The sequence below is a fragment of the Rhizobium jaguaris genome (assembly GCF_003627755.1).
Taxonomy (GTDB): Bacteria; Pseudomonadota; Alphaproteobacteria; order Rhizobiales; family Rhizobiaceae; genus Rhizobium; species Rhizobium jaguaris.
On record NZ_CP032694.1, the window covers coordinates 4,170,711 to 4,192,670 of the forward strand.

At 58.8% G+C, this 21,960-nt stretch carries 23 protein-coding genes and 1 pseudogene; 11 read left to right on the top strand and 13 right to left on the bottom strand.

From position 1 onward, the window contains the following. Positions 1–114 precede the first annotated feature (114 nt). The 3 genes from CCGE525_RS20365 (at position 115) to CCGE525_RS20375 (ending at position 3,146) form a co-directional block, all read left to right on the top strand. The gene (locus CCGE525_RS20365; protein WP_120705867.1) at positions 115–792 is read left to right on the top strand and encodes a winged helix-turn-helix domain-containing protein; all 678 of its coding nucleotides are present in this window, start codon (positions 115–117) and stop codon (positions 790–792) included. After that, complete coding sequence (locus CCGE525_RS20370) at positions 779–2,140, top strand: sensor histidine kinase (protein ID WP_120705868.1); 1,362 nt, start codon at positions 779–781, stop codon at positions 2,138–2,140. The genes CCGE525_RS20365 and CCGE525_RS20370 overlap by 14 nt, the downstream gene beginning before the upstream one ends. Positions 2,141–2,288: 148 nt before the next feature. After that, the gene (locus CCGE525_RS20375; protein ID WP_120705869.1) at positions 2,289–3,146 is read left to right on the top strand and encodes a MipA/OmpV family protein; all 858 of its coding nucleotides are present in this window, start codon (positions 2,289–2,291) and stop codon (positions 3,144–3,146) included. On the opposite strand, the gene CCGE525_RS20380 is transcribed toward CCGE525_RS20375, so the two are convergent. The 11 genes from CCGE525_RS20380 to CCGE525_RS20430 form a co-directional block, all read right to left on the bottom strand. Next, positions 3,087–4,427 (bottom strand): SAM-dependent methyltransferase, encoded by a 1,341-nt coding sequence (locus CCGE525_RS20380; RefSeq protein WP_120705870.1) that lies wholly within the window; start codon positions 4,425–4,427, stop codon positions 3,087–3,089. The genes CCGE525_RS20375 and CCGE525_RS20380 overlap by 60 nt on opposite strands. Further along, on the bottom strand, positions 4,427–4,855 hold the full coding sequence (locus CCGE525_RS20385) for an EamA family transporter (RefSeq protein WP_120705871.1): 429 nt from the start codon (positions 4,853–4,855) through the stop codon (positions 4,427–4,429). The genes CCGE525_RS20380 and CCGE525_RS20385 overlap by 1 nt, the downstream gene beginning before the upstream one ends. Continuing rightward, a complete protein-coding gene (locus tag CCGE525_RS20390) occupies positions 4,855–6,000 on the bottom strand; it encodes a GNAT family N-acetyltransferase (RefSeq protein ID WP_120705872.1) in 1,146 nt (381 codons plus the stop codon). The genes CCGE525_RS20385 and CCGE525_RS20390 overlap by 1 nt, the downstream gene beginning before the upstream one ends. Further along, positions 5,981–6,799, bottom strand: a complete 819-nt coding sequence (locus CCGE525_RS20395) for an alpha/beta hydrolase (protein WP_120705873.1) — start codon at positions 6,797–6,799, stop codon at positions 5,981–5,983. Before CCGE525_RS20395 ends, CCGE525_RS20390 begins: the two co-directional genes overlap by 20 nt. Next, positions 6,786–7,661, bottom strand: coding sequence for a fatty acid desaturase family protein (locus CCGE525_RS20400; protein WP_120705874.1), 876 nt, complete (start codon positions 7,659–7,661; stop codon positions 6,786–6,788). The genes CCGE525_RS20395 and CCGE525_RS20400 overlap by 14 nt, the downstream gene beginning before the upstream one ends. After that, complete coding sequence (locus tag CCGE525_RS20405) at positions 7,658–8,011, bottom strand: DMT family transporter (protein WP_120705875.1); 354 nt, start codon at positions 8,009–8,011, stop codon at positions 7,658–7,660. The genes CCGE525_RS20400 and CCGE525_RS20405 overlap by 4 nt, the downstream gene beginning before the upstream one ends. Then, positions 8,008–8,961: an arginase gene (locus CCGE525_RS20410; RefSeq protein ID WP_120705876.1), complete on the bottom strand. Its 954-nt coding sequence runs from the start codon at positions 8,959–8,961 to the stop codon at positions 8,008–8,010. The genes CCGE525_RS20405 and CCGE525_RS20410 overlap by 4 nt, the downstream gene beginning before the upstream one ends. A gap of 4 nt (positions 8,962–8,965) precedes the next feature. Further along, complete coding sequence (locus CCGE525_RS20415) at positions 8,966–10,387, bottom strand: aspartate aminotransferase family protein (protein WP_120705877.1); 1,422 nt, start codon at positions 10,385–10,387, stop codon at positions 8,966–8,968. A gap of 19 nt (positions 10,388–10,406) precedes the next feature. Continuing rightward, positions 10,407–11,090: an MtnX-like HAD-IB family phosphatase gene (locus CCGE525_RS20420; protein WP_120705878.1), complete on the bottom strand. Its 684-nt coding sequence runs from the start codon at positions 11,088–11,090 to the stop codon at positions 10,407–10,409. 101 nt (positions 11,091–11,191) lie between these two features. Further along, entirely contained in the window at positions 11,192–12,571 is a 1,380-nt protein-coding gene (locus tag CCGE525_RS20425) for a sensor histidine kinase (protein WP_120705879.1), read from the bottom strand. Further along, positions 12,568–13,224: a response regulator transcription factor gene (locus CCGE525_RS20430; RefSeq protein ID WP_120705880.1), complete on the bottom strand. Its 657-nt coding sequence runs from the start codon at positions 13,222–13,224 to the stop codon at positions 12,568–12,570. Before CCGE525_RS20430 ends, CCGE525_RS20425 begins: the two co-directional genes overlap by 4 nt. A 236-nt stretch (positions 13,225–13,460) precedes the next feature. Between CCGE525_RS20430 and CCGE525_RS20435 the strand changes: the two genes are divergently transcribed. From CCGE525_RS20435 to CCGE525_RS20445, 3 genes are all read left to right on the top strand, one after another. Next, on the top strand, positions 13,461–13,745 hold the full coding sequence (locus CCGE525_RS20435; RefSeq protein ID WP_120705881.1) for a hypothetical protein: 285 nt from the start codon (positions 13,461–13,463) through the stop codon (positions 13,743–13,745). A gap of 295 nt (positions 13,746–14,040) precedes the next feature. Next, complete coding sequence (locus tag CCGE525_RS20440; protein ID WP_162950227.1) at positions 14,041–15,120, top strand: hypothetical protein; 1,080 nt, start codon at positions 14,041–14,043, stop codon at positions 15,118–15,120. Between the two features lie 11 nt (positions 15,121–15,131). Continuing rightward, a complete protein-coding gene (locus tag CCGE525_RS20445) occupies positions 15,132–15,422 on the top strand; it encodes a hypothetical protein (protein ID WP_120705883.1) in 291 nt (96 codons plus the stop codon). 64 nt (positions 15,423–15,486) lie between these two features. On the opposite strand, the pseudogene CCGE525_RS20450 reads toward CCGE525_RS20445, so the two are convergent. Beyond that, positions 15,487–16,908: pseudogene (locus CCGE525_RS20450) on the bottom strand (aminotransferase-like domain-containing protein). A gap of 106 nt (positions 16,909–17,014) precedes the next feature. On the opposite strand from CCGE525_RS20450, the gene CCGE525_RS20455 reads away from it, so the two are divergent. The 3 genes from CCGE525_RS20455 (at position 17,015) to CCGE525_RS20465 (ending at position 19,018) form a co-directional block, all read left to right on the top strand. Beyond that, positions 17,015–17,878 (top strand): DMT family transporter, encoded by an 864-nt coding sequence (locus tag CCGE525_RS20455; protein WP_120705884.1) that lies wholly within the window; start codon positions 17,015–17,017, stop codon positions 17,876–17,878. A 98-nt stretch (positions 17,879–17,976) separates the two neighbouring features. Next, positions 17,977–18,441 (top strand): nuclear transport factor 2 family protein, encoded by a 465-nt coding sequence (locus CCGE525_RS20460; RefSeq protein ID WP_120705885.1) that lies wholly within the window; start codon positions 17,977–17,979, stop codon positions 18,439–18,441. A 13-nt stretch (positions 18,442–18,454) separates the two neighbouring features. Continuing rightward, positions 18,455–19,018, top strand: coding sequence for a TetR/AcrR family transcriptional regulator (locus tag CCGE525_RS20465; protein ID WP_120705886.1), 564 nt, complete (start codon positions 18,455–18,457; stop codon positions 19,016–19,018). An 11-nt stretch (positions 19,019–19,029) separates the two neighbouring features. Here CCGE525_RS20465 and CCGE525_RS20470 read toward each other — a convergent pair whose 3' ends face one another. Continuing rightward, positions 19,030–19,584: a hypothetical protein gene (locus CCGE525_RS20470; RefSeq protein ID WP_120705887.1), complete on the bottom strand. Its 555-nt coding sequence runs from the start codon at positions 19,582–19,584 to the stop codon at positions 19,030–19,032. A gap of 126 nt (positions 19,585–19,710) precedes the next feature. Here CCGE525_RS20470 and CCGE525_RS20475 point away from each other — a divergent pair, with 126 nt between their 5' ends. Both CCGE525_RS20475 and CCGE525_RS20480 read left to right on the top strand, forming a co-directional pair. Then, on the top strand, positions 19,711–20,343 hold the full coding sequence (locus CCGE525_RS20475) for a TetR/AcrR family transcriptional regulator (protein WP_120705888.1): 633 nt from the start codon (positions 19,711–19,713) through the stop codon (positions 20,341–20,343). Between the two features lie 192 nt (positions 20,344–20,535). Beyond that, positions 20,536–21,861, top strand: a complete 1,326-nt coding sequence (locus CCGE525_RS20480; protein WP_120705889.1) for a glucoamylase family protein — start codon at positions 20,536–20,538, stop codon at positions 21,859–21,861. The last annotated feature ends 99 nt before the right edge of the window (positions 21,862–21,960 follow it).

The following is a 21,960-nucleotide window of genomic DNA, read 5'->3' on the forward strand; positions in this document are numbered from 1 at the left end:
GTTTGCAGTAATCGATATATTCGCACTCGCTTGACGCAATGGGGCGTCGGCGCGCGGCGGATGAGCTCCCTTCAACACGGCCGCCTCACTGCCGGAATAGGAACAGATCGTTTCATGCGCATACTGCTCATAGAAGACGACATCAAAATCGGGGAATTCGTCTCACGCGGTCTGCGGGAAGCCGGACACATATGCGACATACTGTCGGATGGGCAGGACGGACTTTTCCACGCCATCCGCGAGACCTATGACATCTTTATCATCGACCGAATGTTACCCGGTCTCGACGGCCTGTCGATCATGCGCTCGATGCGCGCCGCCGGCGTCAAGACGCCCGCGCTTTTTCTAACCGCGATCGCAGGCATCGACGACCGGGTTGAAGGTCTCGAGGCGGGCGCCGACGACTACCTCGTCAAGCCGTTTGCGTTCTCCGAACTTCTAGCGCGGGTCAACGCGCTCGCCCGGCGCCCGCCTGCCGTTTCCGAGAAAACCATGCTGCAAGTCGCCGACCTGACGATGGACGTGATGAAACGCCGCGTCACCAGGGCCGGAGTCGAGATCGAGCTGCAGCCGCGGGAATTCACGCTTCTGGAGGTGCTCGCCCGCAACGAAGGCAGGGTTCTCACCCGAACGATGCTTCTCGAGCGCGTATGGGATTTCCATTTCGATCCGAAGACAAGCGTGGTCGAAACGCACATCAGCAGGCTGCGCAGCAAGATCGATAAACCGTTCGACGTGCCGCTCCTTCATACGATCAGAAACACCGGTTATTCCTTGCATGCGCCGCGATAACATTCTGCGCAGCACATCATTTCGTCTGGCGCTGATCTTCTCGCTGATGTTCATCAGCGCGTTCATAGTGACGGGCTTGATCGTCTATCAGCTTGTCAAATGGGAGTTTCAGCAGCGTCAGGACCAGACCATCCAGGAGACCTTTGCCGTCATTGCCGCGGCCTACGGCGATCAGGACATCCAGGATCTGTTGGATACAGTTGAGACCTATACCAGGGCAAGCGGCGACCGCCAGCGCGTATTTTTGCTCGTCGATCCCTCCGGAAAGGTTCTTGGCGGCAATATCCCCGACCTCAAATTTCCGGATGGCTGGAGCGACGTCGATGGCGATGAGATGCAATTGACCGACGACGAGCAATACCGGATTTTTTCGGGCGCAGTTGACGGAAATCGCCTGACAGTCGGCCTCAGTCAGAGGGAAACCAAAAACATTGAAGCGATCATGCTGCAAAGCTTTGGTTGGGCCTCCATCATCGTGCTGCTGCTTGCAATTTGCGGCGGCGGATTGATTACCCTGCGTGTGCAAAGGCGTTTTGGTGCCGTTCGTGGCACGATGGAACATGTAGCGCGTGGAAACCTGGATGCGCGCGTCCCAATCGTCGGACGCGGCGATGACGTCGATTTGCTGTCCCATGACATCAATGACGCCCTTGCCCGCCTCGCGGCGACCGTCGATGGAATGCGGCAAGTCAGCACCGATATAGCCCATGATCTGAAATCCCCGCTCAACCGCCTCAAGATGACAATCGACGAAGCACTCGCGAAACAGGAAACCGGCCTGACGGTCATTCAGGAACTCGAGGCGGCAAGTTCGGAAGCCGACCGCATCAACGAAACTTTCGAGGCTTTGTTACGGATCGCGCAGATCGAAGCGGGAGCCCGCAAGTCCAGATTCGGCAAGGTCGACCTCGGCGATATGCTGCAGTCCCTTGACGACATCTATTCCAGCGTCGCTGAGGACAATGGCCAACGGCTCAAAACCAGCCTTGGCAAGCCCAACCAGGTCATTTTGGGAGATCGGGAGCTCCTGACGCAAATGTATGCCAACCTCATCGAGAACGCCATTTGCCATTGTCCGGCCGGAACCGATATCGTCGTCCGGAGTGCAGCAGATGCCGAGACGATAACGACGAGTGTCGAAGACAACGGCCCCGGCATTCCCGAGCAGGAACACGACAGCGTCTTCCGCCGTCTCTACCGGCTGGAAAAAAGCCGCACATCCCCAGGCAGCGGACTCGGACTCAGCCTGGTAAAGGCTATCGCCGACCTCCATGGCGCTGGGATACTGGTGGAAAACTCCCAGCCTGGTTTGCGGATAAAGGTCGTCTTTCCAAGGATCGGTCAATGAAGCTTCAAAGGCGCTACACCGTGTCTTCCGCGAAACACCTGCCGAGTACAGTGATAGCCTCTCAAGTTTTTTCTGTTTTTAAAACCGCAGGACGTGTTAGTAATGCCGCGGGGGCGATCTGCCTGTGAATCAGTGTCGGCGATCAGGGATGGGTATTGGCATAGTGTTCGGCGTCAAAACATCTTTCTTCACCAGGTTTCTGGTGCTTGCGGGGGCGGTTCTGCCTGCAACATCTGCGATCATCGCGGTTCCGGCATTGGCGGCGGATGCGGCGAAACCTGCTTCAACGACCTGGGTCGTTACGCTTGGCGGCACGGTGGAATACGGGCCTTCCTACGAGGGATCGAAGCATCTCTCCTTCAGCGGCATGCCATCTTTCGACGTTTATCGCCTCGGCGAAACTCCGGAGAATAGCGCCCCGGACGATAGCATCGACTATACCCTGTTCGAGTCCGGCGGTTTCGAAGCCGGCCCGGTCGTCGGCCTGAGGGGCGGGCGCTCGGCATTCGACGACTCCAATCTGAATGGCCTGCACAGGGTTCATTGGAATTTCGATGCGGGCGCGTTTGGACAATATTGGCTGATGGAAAATCAATTGCGGCTGCGGGCGGAGGTGCGCCAAGCGCTGTGGGGTGGCGATGGTCTTCTCGCCGACATATCGCTCGATTGGTTCCAGCCCGTCGGAGACAGATGGCTCCTGTCTGCCGGGCCGCGCATCGAGCTGGCAAACTCCACCTACATGAGCAACAATTTCGGGATATCCGCGAGCGAGTCGGCGAAGAACGGCCATCTCGCCGCCTTTGACGCCAGTGGCGGCCTGAAATCCGTCGGCTTCGCGGTGGCCGCAACCTATACCATCTCGCCGGCCTGGAGCGTGCAGCTCTACGACAAGTACAGCCGTCTGGTGAGCGACGCCGCCGACAGCCCGATCACTTCGCAGATCGGCTCACCCAACCAGAACATCATTGGCCTTACCCTCACCAGAAAGTTCAACATCCGGTTTTGAAGCTCGGCGGGCTTCGTTCCGAGCGATGTAATCTCGGGTAACCGGGACGACGTCGTTGCGCTTGCTCATCTGGATTTGGAAGACAACGAGGTCTTCGTAGCGGAACGCAGCCTCCGCAGTCGAAAGATAATATTCCCACATGCGGCAGAAGCGTTCGTCATAGAGCTTCGCCACCTCCGCCCAGCGTGCCATGAAACGCTCGCGCCAGTTGGCGAGCGTCCAGGCATAGTGCAGCCGCAGCACCTCGACATCGGTAACCGACAATCCCGCAGCCTCGATTTCCGGAACGATCTCCGAAAGTGCCGGAATATAGCCTCCTGGGAAGATGTATTTGTCGAGCCAGGGGGTGGTGAAGCCTGGCGTCGCCGCACAGCCGATGGTGTGCAGCACCATGATGCCGTCATCCTCCAGCAACTCGGCGCATTTGCGGAAGAAGGTTCGATAGGATGCCAGGCCGACATGCTCGAACATGCCGACAGAGACGATCCTGTCGAAATGACCCGTCAGGCTGCGGTAATCCCTGAGCGCAAACTGAACCTCCCCCTTCGATCGGTCGATGTTGGCCGGCACCCGTTTCGACGCATACTCGTGCTGTTCTTCCGACAGGGTGACGCCGAGCACATAGCCGCCCGGTGCCTGCTCGGCCAGATGCAGCGCAAGGCCACCCCAGCCGCAGCCGATGTCGAGAATGCTGTGGTCCGGTTCGATCAACAGCTTGGCCGCAAGGTGCCTTTTCTTGGCCAGCTGCGCCTCTTCGAGGGACTGATCGGGATGCTCGAAATAGGCGCAGGAATATTGCCGGTCCGCGTCCAGAAAAAGTTCGTAGAGCCGGCCGTCGAGATCGTAGTGATGCGCGACGTTGGTCTTCGAGCGCCCCGGCAGATTGCGGTGACGGAAAGTCCGCAGCCGGGTGCGAATATGGTCGATCACGCGGGCAATGAGCGGATGCGTGCTGTTCTGCGCCTCCCGCAGCATCATCGCGACGAAATCGTAGAGCGAGCCCTGCTCGACAAGGAAACGGTCATCCATGTAGAGTTCGCCGAGCCTCAGATCGGCGTCGACCAGAAAGGCCCATTGCGCGCGCGTATCGGTAAAGCGGACATGAACCGGCTGGCCGCTGCCATCGCCGAATGTCAGAACGCGACCACTTGCAGTCGTCACTGTCAGCGCCCCCCGCGTCACGATATGCGAGAGCGCACGCTTCAGGCTCCAGTCCGCAATGCCGGACGTGGCGGCAGCGCCCTTGTTTTGGCGACGATCTTCAGCTTGCAATCGGGACATTACCTATCCTTACCTGTGTCGACGCGTAGCGAATTGTGCTTCGTGTCCCAGCCATCCTGGCGTGATGCTTCACCGGCAGCGCTTGCGATCAGCCAGACGCCGGTCAGGATCAGCCCGCTTCCGACCACCTGCAGGCCGACGATCGGTTCGCCGAAGACGAACCAGCCGGTGGCGATGATCAACACATAGCTGATGCCGGAAAGGGGAAAGGCCCGGCTCAGGTCAAGTTCGGCGAGCACGTTCATCCATATGAAGAAGCAAGCGATTTCGGCGGCGATCGCCGCCAGAATCCAGTGCGATGCGAGCGCCTGCCAAAGCCAGTCCGCGCCGGCCGCGCCGTCCAATTGAGCGGCCCCGTGCTTGATGAAGAATTGGTACAGCGTGTTCAACACCGGCACGGCCAGCCACGATAAGCGCATGGACATCATTAGCCCGCCTCGTCTGCCGAAAACAGCGGCGAAGCCAACCGCAGTATTTTCTGGAGGATGGAATTGCGATGGCGGAAGAACATGGCGTTGGCGGTCAGCTTGCTGCCAAGCCGTACCTTGTTCTCATAATAGGCCTGGCCGCTCTGGTAACGGCCTATGCCGTGTTCCAGGCAATAGCGCAGATTGGTGAACCAGCTAAGGAAATAGAGATTGTATGGCCGCCCCTCTTCGCCATCCATGCAGAAGAATTTGTCGACGGCGACACGTCCGTCATGGACGATCAAATTGGCGGCGAGCAGCCTGTCCTCGACGAAATAGAAGGCGCAGTACGAGCGGCCGCGCATGCGGGCGAGGATTCCCTCGAAGTATTCGGCCGTGAGCTCCTCGAACTGCCATTCGCTGCGATTGCGGGTATCGTGGTAGAGCCTCATGACCTCGGGCAGGAAATCGCCAAAATCCGTGCGGATCTCGACCCTGACCTCGGCAAAGGATTTCAACTTGCGGCGCATGTCCTTGCGCGTGCCGGAGGAGAGCCTGGCGAGATATTCGTCGATCGTCTTGAAATCGATATCGAGCCAGGCGGTTGGCAAGCCGCCGATCATGGCGTAACGGCGAGCCGAGAGCGGGCCATCGAGCGCTGGTGCAACCGGCTGAGGAATGTCCTTGAGGCCCATCAGCGCGCAATCTTCCGTTACCGCAAGCTGTTCGAAGAACGCCAGCAGCTCGGCAAACAGCACTTCGCGACGCTCCGGCGAAACATCAGGATGAAAACCGACCGCGCCCGTTTCCGTGCAGGGCGAACCGAGACAGGCAAGGCGTAGCGTCAGGAAGCCTGGGAAGCGTTGCCGCACGCGACGCACCGCCCTGCGCAGCGCGCCTTCTTCCAGCGTCGTATCCAGGGCGTAAGGGCAGAGGAACGCCGGCATGGCGGCGCTGACCCGTCCGTCTTCAACGACCGTGATGTAACGCCATTCAAAGCCTTCGATGCCGGCCTCCTCGATGGCCAGCAAGCAATCATAGTCCTCGACCTCATCCTGAAAGCACGCATTCCAGGCATCGCGTCCAATGGCGCGGATGCTGAAATGCACCTCGGCAACCGGATCGCGGGCTGGCGCCGGCGAAGGACTAGGCGACAGCTGCAGCATGGCTCGCCTCGAAGAAATCCGCGGTGAAATTCGCGACCTGCCGATGCTGACGGTCGACATGGATCATGTGATAACTGTCCTTGATCCATCTGAGCTCGTGCGGGGCACCGATGTGGTCGGAAATGTAGCGTGCATGCCTGGGGTGGCTAAGATCGTCGTCCTCGGCGTGCAGGATCAGCGTGGGCGTCCTCATCTGCGGCAACCTATTCCTGAGGGTCTTGCCCAGCCGATGCATCTCGACGAGCCCTCTGCCGGGGAATTTCTCTAGAACGCCCTCCCCGCCCATGGCCTCTACCAGCCGGCGCAGCCGCTCATCCTTGATCCCGAGGGATGCCGTCTCTCGAAAATTGAGACGGTCGATTAAAGGAATGCGGCAAAGCCAGCCGATCTGCGACGACAGCAGCGGATAGTAGAAGGGGACGTCCCAGCCGTCATAATGAAAGCAGGGGGAATAGATGGCCACGGCACGGATCGTCTCCGGGCGCCTTTCGGCCGCCAGCATGGAAAGCTTGCCGCCGACGCAGATACCGGCTGCAAAGACCTGCTGCGTCCGCGCCGCAAGGAAATCCGAAGCCCGCTCGACGCTCTCCAGCCAGTCCTCCCACCGCGACCGCCGGAGGGTCCTGGCGTCGACCCCATGGCCGGCCAGCAACGGTGCATAGACGCTGTAGCCCTTGCGATGGAGATTACGGGCGACCAGCTTCATCTCGGCCGGAGCCCCGGTCAGCCCATGGATCAACAGGACGCCTTTTCCGTTTGAGCCTTCCCAAAAGAAGCTCAACCCATCATCTAGCTTCATGAGACAGCTCCGCCTGCCGGTTTTCCTTGGCCATGAAGCCAAGCGCGTGGCAGGTGCTGATGACGTGCGTGCCGCCCTTTTCCTGCTCTTCCTTGATCTGTTCGTGCAGCGTGTGCAGCTTCGTCCAGTGAGTCCGTGGCCGATAGTGATGCTCGGCATGATAGCCGTTGCCGAACCACAGCCAGTTGTAGAATGACTTGTAGCTGCTGACGCCCCAGGCGATCGGCTCCTCCGGGTCGCCATTCAGATGTTCGTAATAGCCGTTGAGCGACGACAAGCAGTTGCCGAAATAGTAGAAGGGCACGAAGAACAGCACGGCCTTCCAGTCGTAGATCAGCGCGATCGCGGCAAGCCCCAGGAAGAAGAAGAGTTCGAACCGGCCCCATTTCGCGTCGAATGGGCGGTTACGGGCAATGGCCTTGTGAATGTCGCCAAGGCTGTCGCGAAAGAAGCTCAGAAGCGTATAGGACCATACATTCTCCGGCTCGCCGTTGCGGCCGTGGCGATAGATCGACAGCAGATCGATCGTATCGCCCTTTTCGTCCGGCCGGTCGCTGTTGCCGGAATGATGGCGCATATGCACCCAATGATAGTAGGTCTGCGAAAAACCGATCGCGACCGATTCCAGCAGGCTGAACGCATAATTCATCCAGCGCGGCTTGAAATAGGGCGTATGGATGAAATTATGGGATATGCTGTTGATGTTCCACGAGATCGATACGGCGTACAGGCAGCCGAGGACAGCGGAAAGCCACAATGGCCGGCTCTCGAAACCCACGATCAGATAGACGTCGAAAACGAGATGTGCGACAGCGGCCAGAACCGGTGCCACATCCCATCTGGTATGAGCAAAGATTTTCATAGTCCGGTTACTCCCACGCAGGCCACGCCGGCGGTCACGAGAAAGACGCCCGTTGCGTGGCGGAGGTTAATGTTTTCCTTGAAGATTAAGGCTCCGGCGAAGACGATGACGACATAGCTCAACGCCATGAGCGGAAAGGCTATGGACAGAGGAACGTGCTCGAGCACGGCGGTCCAGGCCAAAAGCTCCACCGCCCAAAAGACGATACCCAGCCATGTGACAGGCTTGGTCAGCGCCGAGAGCAATGCGTTTTCGCTTGCCGCTTGCTTGAAGCAGACCTCGCGCGCCGTTTCCGCCAGCACGCAGAAAAGGATCAGCGCAAGCATGGGAAGGGTCAGGCTGCCGCTCATGCCATGTACTCCGCCAGGACCTCCAGCAACGCGTGATTTGCGGCACTGTTGATGTTCCTGGTTGTTTCGGGCTTCGGCCGGATATGTGGCTGGTCGATAAAAATCTCGGCCTTTTTCAAAAGCCGGGTTCTGAAATCGCCGGCATAGTTCGGGGCGGAATAGTCACCGATGACATCGGCGCCGATGATGCGATGGCGGCTGCCGATCTCGCTGATCAGCGCCAGCAGATAGGGCAGTCGCATCCGACCCTGGTCCCAGTTCGTCACGGCGTCGTCTGCGGCCAACACGTCCTTGTCGATCGTCACGTAGACGGCCTCGGTGCGAATTCGGCTCAGCATCCGGTCAATGAAATTTTCCTCGCCGATCTCGGAAATGGATCGCCAGTGCAGTGCCCCCTTCTCCTGTCGGTAGCTGGCGCCGCTGCCATAATCGGCCAGCACACGGCTCGGCGGGTGTTGGTAAGGGTAGAGTTCGAGCTTGCCGTCGCCGAGCCAATGTAGATTGGCTCCCTTGCGCTCGGGGCTGCGAAGGTCCCGGCTGCAAACGCCGATGGTGATGACCTTTTGGATATTGCGATGAGCAAGCGCGCTGTTGACCCAGGAGCCGCAATGCATGCCGCCGTTGAAGGTAACCCAGTCCGGATGATTGTCGAAATGAATGAGCGTCGCCGCAACGGACTGCCGCTCCAGAGCCCCGTCAAGAAGCAGCGCCGTCACATGATGAAAGTCGCCCGACCCCATGAAACAGAGCTGCGGATCCTTGCCAGCTGCGGGAGTGCTCTTGACAATATTGCGGCCGAGTTCGGCAAGCGCCTTCTGGTTGCTCCAGAGTCGTACCGCTGTGCCCGTTTCCTTGTCGACGTGCTGGCACGCGCCCGCAAGTTTGCAGGCGCGCACGAAATCCGGCTGCAACTCCAACGCATCATCGAGATGAAGAAGAAGGAGTTGCACCGCCTTATCTCCGAGCTGCGCGCGTGAGAAGCTGATCGAGCAGAGCGATCGCCAGATCGATCTCCTCGCGGGTGATCAGCAGGTTGGGCGCGAAGGTAATGACGTTCTTGTGGTAGCCGCCGACGTCGAGCACGAGGCCGTACATCTTGGAACCGACCTGGATGTCGCCCTTCATGCCCTCGTCGCAGAGCCAATCCATCGTAGCCTTGTCCGGCGTGTAGCTGTCGTCCTTGCAGATCTCCATTCGCAGGGCCAAGCCCAGCCCGTCGACTTCGCCGACGATGGCATGGCGCTTCTGCAATTGTTTCAGCCCATCGAGGAAATAGGCACCCTTGGCCATGATGGCCGCGCCGAAATCCTCCTCTTCCAACATCTTCATGGTTTCGAGAGCCACGGCGGTCCCCATCGGGTTGCTGGCGAAGGTGGAATGTGTCGAGCCGGGCGGGAAGATCTCCGGATTGATCATCTCTTCCCTTGCCCAGACGCCTGAAAGCGGGTTGAGTCCGTTGGTGATGGCCTTGCCAAAGACGAGAGCATCGGGCGAAACGCCGAAATGCTCGATGGACCAGAGCTTGCCGGTACGGTAGACGCCCATCTGGATTTCGTCGACGACGAGCAGAATGCCGTGATCGTCCAGCACCTTCTTGAGTTCGACGAAGAAATTCATCGGCGGAATGACGTAGCCGCCGGTGCCCTGGATCGGCTCGATATAGAAGGCGGCATATTCGGACTTGCCGGCCTTCGGATCCCAGACGCCGTTATATTCGCTCTCGAACAGGCGCGCGAACTTCTGGACGCAATGGTGTCCGTATTCCTCTTTCGACATGCCCTTCGGGCCGCGGAAATGATAGGGGAACTCGATGAACTGCGCCCGATCGCCGAAGTGGCCGTAGCGGCGGCGATAGCGATAGCTCGAGGTAATGGCCGAGGCGCCGAGGGTACGGCCGTGATAACCGCCCTCGAAGGCGAACATCAGACTCTTGCCGCCGGTGTAGTTACGTACGAGCTTCAGCGAATCCTCGACGGCCTGCGAGCCGCCGACATTGAAATGAACCCGACCCTTGCGCCCAAACTTGCGCTCTGCATCCTGGGCGATCATCGCTGCCAGTTCCACCTTTTCGCGATGCAGATATTGCGAGGCGACCTGCGGCAGCCGGTCGAGCTGCCGGTGTGCGGCGGCGTTCAGGCGTTCGTTGCGATAGCCGAAATTGACGGCGGAATACCACATCTGCAGATCGAGAAACGGCGTTCCGGCCTGGTCGTAGACGTAGGAACCGTCGCATTCCTCGAAGAATTTCGGTTTTGCCGCGTAGTGGACCGTATCACCATGGGAGCAATAGGCTTCCTCAAGGATACGCAACTCTGCCTCGGATCTGACGGGCAACTGCGTCTCGCCACTAAAGGCTTCGGCTACATTGGTTTTCATTAAATGCCTCTCGGTCTGTTTATGCGGTCTTGCAATTCAGCAGCGCGCGGCGCTCCTGTGCGACGCTGGGAAGGATGGCTTCCATTTTTGGAAGCAGGTCGGCGAAATTTTCGAAGCCGACAAAGGGAATGCCGCGGTCGTCGCAATAATCGGCGAGCTTGTCTTTTGCGAAGACAAGGTCGACCTTGTCGGCAACACAGAAATCGCTTCGCCCATCACCGATGTAGATCTGCAGTTCGGCGCTTTTGACAACCAGGCATTTGCAGACGCCTGAACCGGACATGCAGCCGGCTGCCGTGGGCGACGGAGAAAGAGAATACGAGTCTCGGCCAAGGGCGAAGCGATGGGTGAGGACGTTGGCGACAATCCGCAGGTCTTCGATGCCGTGGCGCGCCAGAATATGACGAATGAAATAGTCGACACCATCGCTGACGATCGTCACGGGCAGATCACTGCGGTCGCAGTAGGACAGGAAGTCCTCAAAGCCGGGGTCGATGGACACCGTGTTCAGGAGCGTGTCGAGGTCCGCCCGGCTCGCCTGGACGAGAGCGATCTGTCGGCGCATGCACTCCGCCGACCCGATCAACCCCTGCTTCCACTGCTGTTCTATGTCTTCCCACTCGGAACCGGCAAAACGAGACAACACCATATCCGTCGCGTCTTCGATGGATATGGTTCCATCAAAATCGCAAAACACCTGCATGAAAATGCCCTTTCGCCTTATCCCTGAGTTGCATCTAACAACTTCGGATGAGCCGGGCATGAGGGGAAGATGATGCGAAAATGAAAAACACGCGGAGTTGATTATCTGCTTTTGGGCAGTCGCAGATCAACCCGCAGACCCCCGCCCCAACGCGGCGTCGATAGCTCGATCGTCGCGGCGAGCCGGTCCGCGGTATCGGCGACAATTGCAAGACCAAGGCCTGCGCCATCGGTATGAAGCGTATCGAGCCGATAGAACCGCTGAAAGACTGCCGCACGCTCATCGGGTGGAATACCTGGCCCGCTGTCGCTGATCGATACCCGCCAAAGATCGCTTTCGGATGTGATCACCACTTCGATCCTGCCGGCGACGGGCGTGTATTTGATGGCGTTGTCCAACAGATTGCTGATCATCATGCGCAGCAGCGATTCATCGGTTTTGACCTGCGCCGTTTCACCACCGTCCAGCGAGACATCAAGCTGCCGGCTGGTGATGATGTTGCCGAATTCCGCCAGTACCGAGGCCACCAGATGGTGAAGCTGGACAGGGATCGGATTAAGGGGATGATGGCTTACTCGGGCCAGTCGCAACAATTGCTCGATCAGATGTATGGCGCGATTGTTGCTGGCCACGAGATCGGCGATGATCGTCTGTCGTTCCTGCTCGCTGTCGCTATTGCCCAGCATCTGCAGCAACAGCTTCACGCTGGCTTGCGGGGTACGCAACTGATGTGCGGCAAGATCGGAGAAGCGCCGCTCGAGCGTCAATGAGTGACCTAGTTTCTCGAGAAGCTGGTTGATCGAGCGGCCGAGCGGCAACAAGTCTCGCGGCAAACCTTCGACGGGGATGGCGGAGAGATCGTCGGGCGACCGGGTGCGGATCTGGCGCACCAGCCCGTGGATCGTCCGCAAGCCGCTGTTGATGCCGAGCCAGATGAGAAAGCCTATGACCGGCACGAGCACGAGCAGTGGAAAGAAGAGATTGAGCACGATGTTGGAAACCAGCGTTTCCCGAAGAGCGATCTTCTCGCCGATCTCCATGACCATGGTGGTGTTCGGTATCGGCAGGGAGTAGACCCGCCATTCCTCTCCGTTATAGGTGAGCGTGGTGAAGCCTTCCTTCTGTTGCGGCACGTCGGACGGGAACGCCGTGCTGCTGTAGAAGCGAATATGGCCGTCCGCCCAGGCACGAAACATGTGGGCATCGGCGTAGTCGTCGGCGTCCTCATTGAAGGCCAGCTGGTTGTCCATGTTGAAGTCGATGTCTTCGATCTGCTTGGGAGAGCGGTCCGGCGCTCTTTCCATCGGGCGGCGCAGCAGATTCCAGATAACGTTCGCATCGTCGATAAGCTGGGCATCGTAAATATTGTTGATTTCGCGCGTTGCGCTGTTGAACGCGAAGGCGCCGATCACGACGATCGTCACCACCACGACCGGCGCGATCCTGAAGAAGAGTTTGCGGGTTAGCGTGGAGTTGTTCATCGCTCGATCATATATCCAACGCCGCGGATCGATTTGATGAAATCTGTGCCCAGCTTCTTGCGCAGATTGTAGATCGTCACTTCGATCGCGTTGCTCTCGACGGTGTTCTCAGCATCATAAAGCGCATATTCGATATCGTTCTTGGTCACGTATCGGCCGCTGCGCTCCATCAGCAGCTTCAGCAGATGAAATTCCTTCGCGGTGGTATGAACCTGCGCATTCCCTTTGCGGGCGACCATCGCCGACGGATCGATCTCGACATCGCCGCATCGTATGAGGCTTTCGGTTCGCCCGTCGCGGCGACGGATCAGCGCGCGCAGGCGGGCCAGTAGCTCGTCGAGATCGAACGGCTTGACCAGATAGTCGTCGGCACCCTCGTCGAGCCCTTCCACTTTCTGGCGTACGGCGTCGAGCGCGGTCAGCAACAGGATGGGCACGGAATTGCCCCTCTGCCGAACGCGCCTCAATACCTCCATGCCGTTGAGCTGCGGCAGGTTGATATCGAGGATAACAGCCGCGAAATGCGAATGCTGCGCAGCTTCCAGGCCAGACTCGCCATCCCGCATCCAATCGACGCCGTAAGCATGCTTCTCCAAAGCCTTCTTGAGGGATGATCCAAGAATATTATCGTCTTCAACAAGCAGAACACGCACGGTCGATCTCATTCGTCAATAGGGATTGTGAAGCCGATGTGAACCGTAATTGAAGCGGCCTTGTGGCAGAGGTATAATACAATGTTTCGGTCCAACAAGACCTGCAAGAGCGTATCCGAGCTTCAGAGTGTCCGATTGTCTTTCCCATCTCTCTCCCGGCATTCGACCATATCCCGAAACGTTTGGCTTACACATTTTGTCCGCGAACTGCGAACCGGGCTGAGGGATGAAGGGACATGAAAACGCTCGCTCTTGTCGTTCCATCGCTTATATCAATCACTTTCGCCCTTTCCTTCAACGCCTTGGCCGCGAACACCGCAACCACCGGAAACAGCAATTCCGGACAATGCGCGAAAATGGTGAACAGCATCAATGACGGATTGAAGTCATCGTCGATTAGCGCCGCCGACAGAAAGCGAGCGCAAGCATTGGTGACCGAAGCTCTTAAGCGCTGCAAGGCCGACGACTATTCCGGCGCCGACAGTTATTTCATCGAGGCCTTGAAGTTGCTGCATAAGTAATGCCCCGGACGCATCACGTAAAATGTTTTCACTTGACATAGATAGGTTGAATGATAAGTATAGATTTTACAATCTATGCATGATTTTAATGATCAAAATTATCTAATCAAAAATTTATTTTGTAATCATTATGTATTATTTCTTTATTTATTGAGCCGACTTACCAAGACATAACACGAATAAATCGTTTCTGTTCATACTGGCAGGAAAGTTCTGAATGGAGGCGGTCGTTAAGCGGAAACGCAACTGGCGCGGCAAATAGAGGATTATGCGCCGCCGGGGATTGGTGGCTTTGATGGCGACGGTTTGGGAGAGGATCAAGCAATTTACAGTGAACCGGATTGTCTGGCGCAGCCTGCTCGCGATCTGTTGTATCGCGCTATTTATTCTTTTTGTCGTTCGCCCGTGGGAAGATGATACATCCGATATCGAAAGCAACGTCGCCTTGGCCTGGAACAAGGCCATCGATCGCCTCGGCATGGAGCCGCTCTATCCTCCTCAAGAAGATTTCTTCGTGGGCGACATCTACATCGTAGCGACACGATCCAAGGAAGCGCCCGTTCCCGATTATCCGTCCGAGGTTTTCGAAGGCAAGGGTTTCAAGATCGGCCATCTCGATCTTCGTGCGAAAATCAATGGCCGCGACCAGACCCCTCGTTTCGCCGTGACCAAGCTGGTGGCGACGGGTAACGCCGATAGTGATCAATCGAACGTCGAAATCTCAAGCTCGCCCGATGCCAACCTCGTTTCTCTGTCGGAAATCTCGTTTCCCGGCGTTTCGATCCGGCGCAGGCTGAACAGCGGTACGAGCTATAATCTCTTTGCGCTCGGACGCGATACCTCCATGGTTGAGGACATCACGATCTCAAAGGCCGAGACCTATTCGGTTCCGGTTCTCGACGCCTTATCCGCTCTGGGGCAATACTGCACGGATGAGGCGACCGAAAAATTGTGCGGTGACCGCTATGCGCGAAAAATATTCGAATTCGTGTTCGGCCGCGACATCAATGCCAAATATCAGGAAAAATTCATTTTCAACCTGAACATCAAGCTGATCAGCCAGGTTTACCTGACGCGACAGATTGACGTCGCGACCGGAGCAGCCGACGACGTGCGCTATTCGATTTCAAACGCAACCCCGCACAAAAAAGCTGCCAAGGACAGTGGAGAGGATCAAAGCGCGACTAACGATACCTCAGCCAAATCGGATTCCATCAGCGATGTCGGCAAGGATCCGCCACCGATCCCCCTCCCCTTGGAATTTATCCGCTACGCGGCGCAAAATGGCGCCTCAATCGCAAACAGGCAGACATTCGCGAAACCGCTCGCCTTCGGTTTCCGCTCCGTATCTTTCGCAATCGACCCCACTCCTTGAGGAGAGATGCCATGGTTACGCGTCTTGTTTTGGTGACGTTTCTGCTAATGAGCGGATCCATGATGGTGATGGCTCAGACGCAGGTGCCGGCCCCGGAAAAGCAGCCAGACACGCCGAAGCCAAAGCCAGCAGATTGCAAGCCGAAAGACTATTTGTGTCTGATCATTAGTAACAAAAACGGGACTTTTACGCCGGGCGCCGGAATTACCGCTGCGGAACGTCGGGACAATCTCGGCCTCGACAAATACGATCTCAACAAGAAACTGGAAACCCATATAGACCGGAGCCCAGGAGTTATGTGATCGCAACCACCGGCCATGAGGGAGCGCACGCCCGATCTTCTCTGCGTCACGCCTCGCCTAGGGGTTAGATCCTCACACCCAATGTCCGCATGGACGCCGCCAGCACGTCAAAAATCCGCGCATCCGTTGATTGCGCGACGTTGAAGCGCATGAAGCTACCTGCCGTATCCCTCTGGCTGAAGGCATTGCCGGGAGCGAGGATGACGCCTTTGGTCAGACAGGCACGGGCGACTTCGGCCGCGTCGAGACCTTCCGGCAGCCGGCACCAGAGGAACATACCGGCCTGCGGCTTCAGTCAAGGTGTGATGCCGATTGTCTCCAGTCGCGAAATGGTTTCGCTCATCGCCTTCGCAAGCCGGACCTGCAGCGCGTCGATATGCTTCCGATAGCCGCCGTCCTTCAGCGCCGAGAACAATAGCTCGGCCGTCAGTTGGCCGCCGCTGAAGTTGGTGGCGATCTTCAGATCGACAAGGCCGTCGATCCAGTCCCGCCGAGCGGCGACGAAGCCGCAGCGTATCGAGGCCGACAACGTCTTCGAGAAGCTGCCGATATGGATCACGCGGTCGAGCCCGTCATAAGCGGCGAGCCGCGGCGCCGGCGTGTACTCGAAATCGGCAAAAATGTCGTCTTCGACAATGATCAGGTTGGAGGCATCCGCCAGCTTCAGCAAGCGATGCGCCGTCATAGGCGACAATACGGCGCCAGTCGGGTTGTGAACGGCGGAATTGGTGATGTAGAGGCGTGGAGCATGTCTTTCTAGCGCTTGGCCGAACAGCTCGATGTCCGGTCCCGTCGGCGTGAAGGGCACGCCGACAATATTGGCCCGGTGCGCTCGCAAGAGGGCATGGAAATTGAAATAGCAGGGATCGTCCACCAATACGGTATCGCCGGGTTCGAGCAAGAACCGGCAGAGAAGATCGATCGCCTGCGTGCCGGATTCCGTCAACATGATCTGATCGGGCGATGCAGCGATACCGTGTTCGCCCATGCGCCTTGCCAGAAGCTGCCGCAACGGCGGCAGACCGAGCGGCGTTCCATAATTGGTGAGAACGCCGCTCCCCCCGCCCCGCGCCAGGCTTCGCATCGCGCGACTCAGCGCCGCTTCCGGCATCCAGGAGGGCGGAAGCCAGCCGCAACCGGGTATCAGCGCGTCGCCTCCCACCTCCAGAGATTGCCGCGAAATCCAGAGCGGATCGACCTCGCGCTCCAGCCTGGGGCCGATCTCCGACAGGGAAAGCGGCGCGAGCGGACCGCAGACATAAAAACCGGAACCGGGCCGCGAGCGGATCACGCCCTCGGCCGCCAGCCGCTCATAGGCTTCGACCACGGTGGAAACCGACACCTGCATGGTCTTAGCGAAGCTGCGTACCGAGGGAAGCCGCGCTCCCGGCGCCAGACTGCGCGCCGCGATGCGATCGGCAATCGCCGCCATCACACCTTCGATACGGGTGCCGCCGATCCCGCGGGTTGCGGTCACATCATCCATCCGTACTGCACCTCATACCATAACAGTTCTTAGAAATTGTACTGCACTGTCTCTGGAATGACCAGCCGGCTTTGCCGATACCGGCCGGCAAACCAGGAGCATGGACATGGACAAGACAATGGGCGGGTGGATCAATGGACTGATGGGCGTGCTGATCTTCAGCGGCTCGCTGCCGGCAACACGGGTGGCGGTGATGGATTTCGATCCTGTCTTCCTGACGGTCGCCCGTGCAGCGATCGCCGGCATCCTGGCGCTGTGCCTGCTGTTCGCCTTTCAGGAGAAACGGCCCGTCCGCGGCGATATCATTCCGCTTGCCATCGTCGCGCTCGGCTGCGTCGTCGGCTTTCCTCTGCTGACGGCGCTGGCGCTCAAGCATGTTACCTCGGCCCATTCGATCGTCTTCATCGGATTGCTGCCGCTTGCCACCGCCATATTCGGCGTATTGCGCGGCGGCGAACGGCCGCGACCGGCCTTCTGGATCTTTTCCGCCATTGGTAGCGCCTTCGTCTGCGGCTATGCCCTCGCACAGGGCATCTCGGCCTCGCCGGTCGGCGACCTGCTGATGCTGACGGCAATTCTCGCCTGCGGCCTTGGCTACGCCGAGGGAGCGGTGCTGTCGCGCCGGCTGGGCGGCTGGCAGGTTATTTCCTGGGCCCTGGTGCTATCGTTGCCGGTTATGATCGCGCTTTGCCTCTACACTATGCCGCAGGCGATCGGCGGCATCGGAGAGCCGGCCTGGATCGGCCTGATCTATGTCTCGCTCTTCAGCATGCTGATCGGCTTCATCTTCTGGTACCGCGGACTGGCGCAAGGCGGCATTGCCGCAGTCGGACAATTGCAGTTGCTGCAGCCCTTCTTTGGCCTCGCCCTCGCCGCGACATTGCTGAAAGAGAGCGTCAGCTGGTCCATGCTTTCGGTGACCCTTGGCGTTGTCGCCTGCGTGGTGGGTGCGAAAAAATTTGCGCGATAGCGGCTCTGCGATAGCGGCTCTTAAAAAAATATAAACGCCCTTGCTCTGATAGACCGATTGGTCTAGTTTGAACTTATTGGTATACAAAGGAGCAAATCATGACTACCCCACTCGTACCGCCGTTTACCCGCGAAACCGCTATCGCCAAAGTTCGACTGGCCGAAGACGGCTGGAACAGCCGCGATCCGGAGCGTGTCTCGAAGGCCTATACCGAAGACAGCCAGTGGCGGAACCGCGCCGAATTCCCGCGTGGCCGCAAGGAAATCGTCGAATTCCTCACTCGCAAATGGGCCAGAGAGCTGGACTATCGGTTGATCAAGGAGCTATGGGCCTTCGACGGCAACCACATCGCCGTGCGTTTCGCCTATGAATGGCGCGACGACAGCGGTCACTGGTTCCGCTCCTATGGCAACGAGAATTGGGAATTCGATGCTGAAGGAGTGATGCAGCGCCGCTTCGCCTCGATCAACGACATGCCGATCAAGGAAGAAGACCGGAAATTCCATTGGCCGCTCGGCCGCCGTCCGGACGATTATCCGGGGCTCTCCGATCTCGGACTCTAAAACAAGAGAGACCATGACGCGCACCATCTTCGAAAAATCGGATGCCATAACCCTCGTCGCCGAGGTCTTTCGCGAGCTCGGCTACGAGGGCGCGTCGATGAGCAACATCACGGCGCGCACCAAACTGTCGAAAGGCAGCCTCTATCATTTCTTCCCCGGCGGAAAGGAAGAGATGGCGGCAGAGATCATGGCCAATATCGATGCCTGGTTCGTCGATGAAATGTTCAAGCCGCTCGAAGAGGGCGAACCGCGTGCAGCCATTGCCCGAATGTGGGAGACGACGGACACTTATTTCCGCTCCGGCCGCCGCGTCTGCCTCATCGGTGCCTTTGCACTGGACGAAACGCGCGACCGTTTCGCGAGCGCGATCGAGGACTATTTCAAACGTTGGATCGAAGCGCTCGCTGGCGCATTGACAAGAGCCGGCGTCGAAGCGTCAGAGGCGAATGAGCTCGCCGAGGAAGCGGTTGTCGGCATTCAGGGCGCGCTGACACTTGCCAGAGCGCTCCAGGACGATGGGATTTTTGGGCGGACGCTTTTAAGGTTGAGAGAGCGGCTGGAGTTCAGGTTGAAGTGAGCCGACGGCTCTTATTGCTCTGCCGCCTGCTGGCGTATTTTTTCCGGATACCAACCCGTAAACCTGATCGCGCCGACAAGGGCCACGATGGTTGCGATGATTCCCACCGTGGCCGGCACATCAGGCGCATAGAGCAAGACCACATCCGCGGCTGCCATCACTGCCAAGGCGAATGCCCAGACCCAGGTGATCACATAGTTCGTCCTGATGAAGACCGGGCTGTCCCATAGTTCGCGTGCCACCTGTTCGCGGGCATATTGCAGCGTGAACGGGCGGCGGATGGCGACGGAAATCAGGACGATTGCAAACAGCCCCGCATCGACGGCCAGTCGGACAGCGAAAATTGATCCCATCAGACCGCCGAGCAGAGCATAAAGGGCAAGGCCGCTGAAGAGGATCGTCGTGCCGATGTCCAGAATTTTCGGTGCCTTGCCGAGCATGAGCCAATCACGAAGCAAGAGAATGAATGAGACGACGGCAGCCAGCAGCAGCGCCTCGGTTGGTCCGACGAACCGATCCACGACCGCAAAAACGATGAAAGGCAGAAATGCCAGGAGCAGGCCCATTGGTTTTTCCGTTCGCTGAAATGGGTGAAGCGAGACGAAAACCTCGTCCGTGCCCAAATATTGACAATGACAATATCTGGCAGGCCCCACTTGTCAACGGAAATGTTTCCATCGTAAACATTTGACATGAATCATGAAGCAATCGATGCCGCCCGTCGCCCCTATCACCATGGCGACCTGAAAGCGGCCCTGCTCGCCGAGGCGGAGGCAATTCTGGAAAAGCAGGGCATTCAAGCCCTTACGCTGCGCGCCGCGGCGCGAGCAGCCGGTGTCTCACATGCCGCACCCAAGAATCATTTCGGCGATCTGACGGGCCTGCTGAGTGAGCTGGCAGCGCTCGGTTTTGTCCGCTTCGGCGCCGCACTTGCCGATGCGATGGCTGCAGCCGGCGACGATCCGCGCCGGCGAATCAAGGCGATGGGCCGCGGCTATGTCGGCTTCGCTATCACTCATCCTGGCCTCTTCGCCCTGATGTTCCGCAGTGAAGTGCTCGACTACGACCGACCGGCACTGCGCGATGCTACCCTCGCCGCCCGCCAGGCGCTTGCCGCCGCCGTTCGGGCCCGCGCGCCCGACATGTCGGCGTCGCCACTGCAGATGGCGGCACAAGCGGCGGCGCTTTGGTCGCTGGTGCATGGCTTCGCCACGCTGCGGCTCGAGGGACGCTTGAACGGCATGATCGGATCGCTTCCCGGCAGCGAAACGGCGGATACATTGCTCGATGCGGTGCTGGCGGCCGTCCGTGTTGGAAGCGATTAGGCCAGGATATGCCACCGCGGAAATTGCCGGGACCGCCGTCTTCCTTGGAAGCGCCGACTGGTAAATCCGGCCTGCGCTCCCATCTTAAACAATCGTCCACAAAAACGTGGCAGTATCAATCATCTTTGATTTGCTACTGTCCAAGCTCCTGTGCTCCAGCAGAAACGGGAGCGTCGAGGAGATGGATAGACCATGCTGCAACAGACCAACGAAACCGACGATGCGCTGATCGACAGACTGCAACGTTCCGCTTTCGAGTATTTCATGCTGCACACCAACCCGGAAAACGGGCTGGTGGCCGATACCTCGATCAAGACGAGCCACTGCAGTATCGCGGCCGTCGGTTTCGCGCTGTCGAGCTATCCGGTCGCCGTAGAACGCGGCTGGATCAGCCGCGCCGACGCGGCACGGCGCGTGTTAACCGCACTCAATTTCTTTGCCGAAAGCCAGCAAGGCGACGAGCGCGGCGCCACCGGTCATCGCGGCTTCTACTACCACTTCCTCTACATGGCGACCGGCAACCGCGCCTGGAACAGCGAACTCTCGACCATCGATACCGGCCTGCTCCTCATCGGCGTGTTAACGGCAGCCGCCTATTTCAGCGGGTCCAGCCGGGACGAAAAGGACATCCGCAAGCAGGCGCAGTTTCTCTATGAGCGTTGCGATTGGCACTGGGCGCTGAACAAGGGCCAGACGATCAGCATGGGCTGGAAGCCGAGCAGCGGTTTCCTGCGCTGGCGCTATCAGGGCTACGACGAGGCGATCTTCCTCTATGTGCTGGCGCTCGCGTCACCCACCCATCCCGTGCCGTCATCGAGCTACGACGCCTTCGCCTCGACCTATACCTGGATGATGTTCAAGGACAGGCCCTATCTCTATGCCGGCCCGTTGTTCATCCATCTGTTCTCCCACGCCTGGATCGATTTTCGCGGCATCAGCGACCGGCATGTGGCCGACAAGGAAACCGATTATTTCCGCAACACCCAGACGGCGATTGCCGTTCAGCGCGATTACACCGACCGTAATCCCGGCCACTTCGTCGGATATGCCAAGGACATCTGGGGCCTGTCGGCCTGCGACGGCCCGAATCCGACCGGCACCAAGCACAGCCGTCGCTACAGCCCGAAAGTTCTCGGCTATGCCGCGCGCGGCGCCCCCCTCGGTCCCGATGACGGCACTATCGCGCCCTGGGGGCCGCTCTCCTGCCTGCCGTTCGACCGCCAAGCCGCGCTCGACGGCACCAAGGCCCTGCTCGCCACCTATCCGAACCTGTTGCTGGATGGCCGCTTTCCCGGCGGCTTCAACCCCAGCGTCAAAGGTCCCGGCCCGGAAGGCTGGATCGACGACCGCTCCGTCGCCATCGACCAGGGCCTGCTCGTCATGATGATCGAAAACGAGCGTACTGGCCTGATCTGGGATCTGATGCGGCAATCACCGATCCTGCGCCGTGGCCTGGAACGCGCCGGATTCACCGGCGGCTGGCTGGACGAAAAGCAGGCCACACCGGCGATCGCCTGATCTGTGGATCGCGGGTGACCGTCAGGTATCCTCGTCCAACAATGTGCCTAGCCCCTCACCCTAACCCTCTCCCCGCAATGCGGGGCGAGGGGACGACGA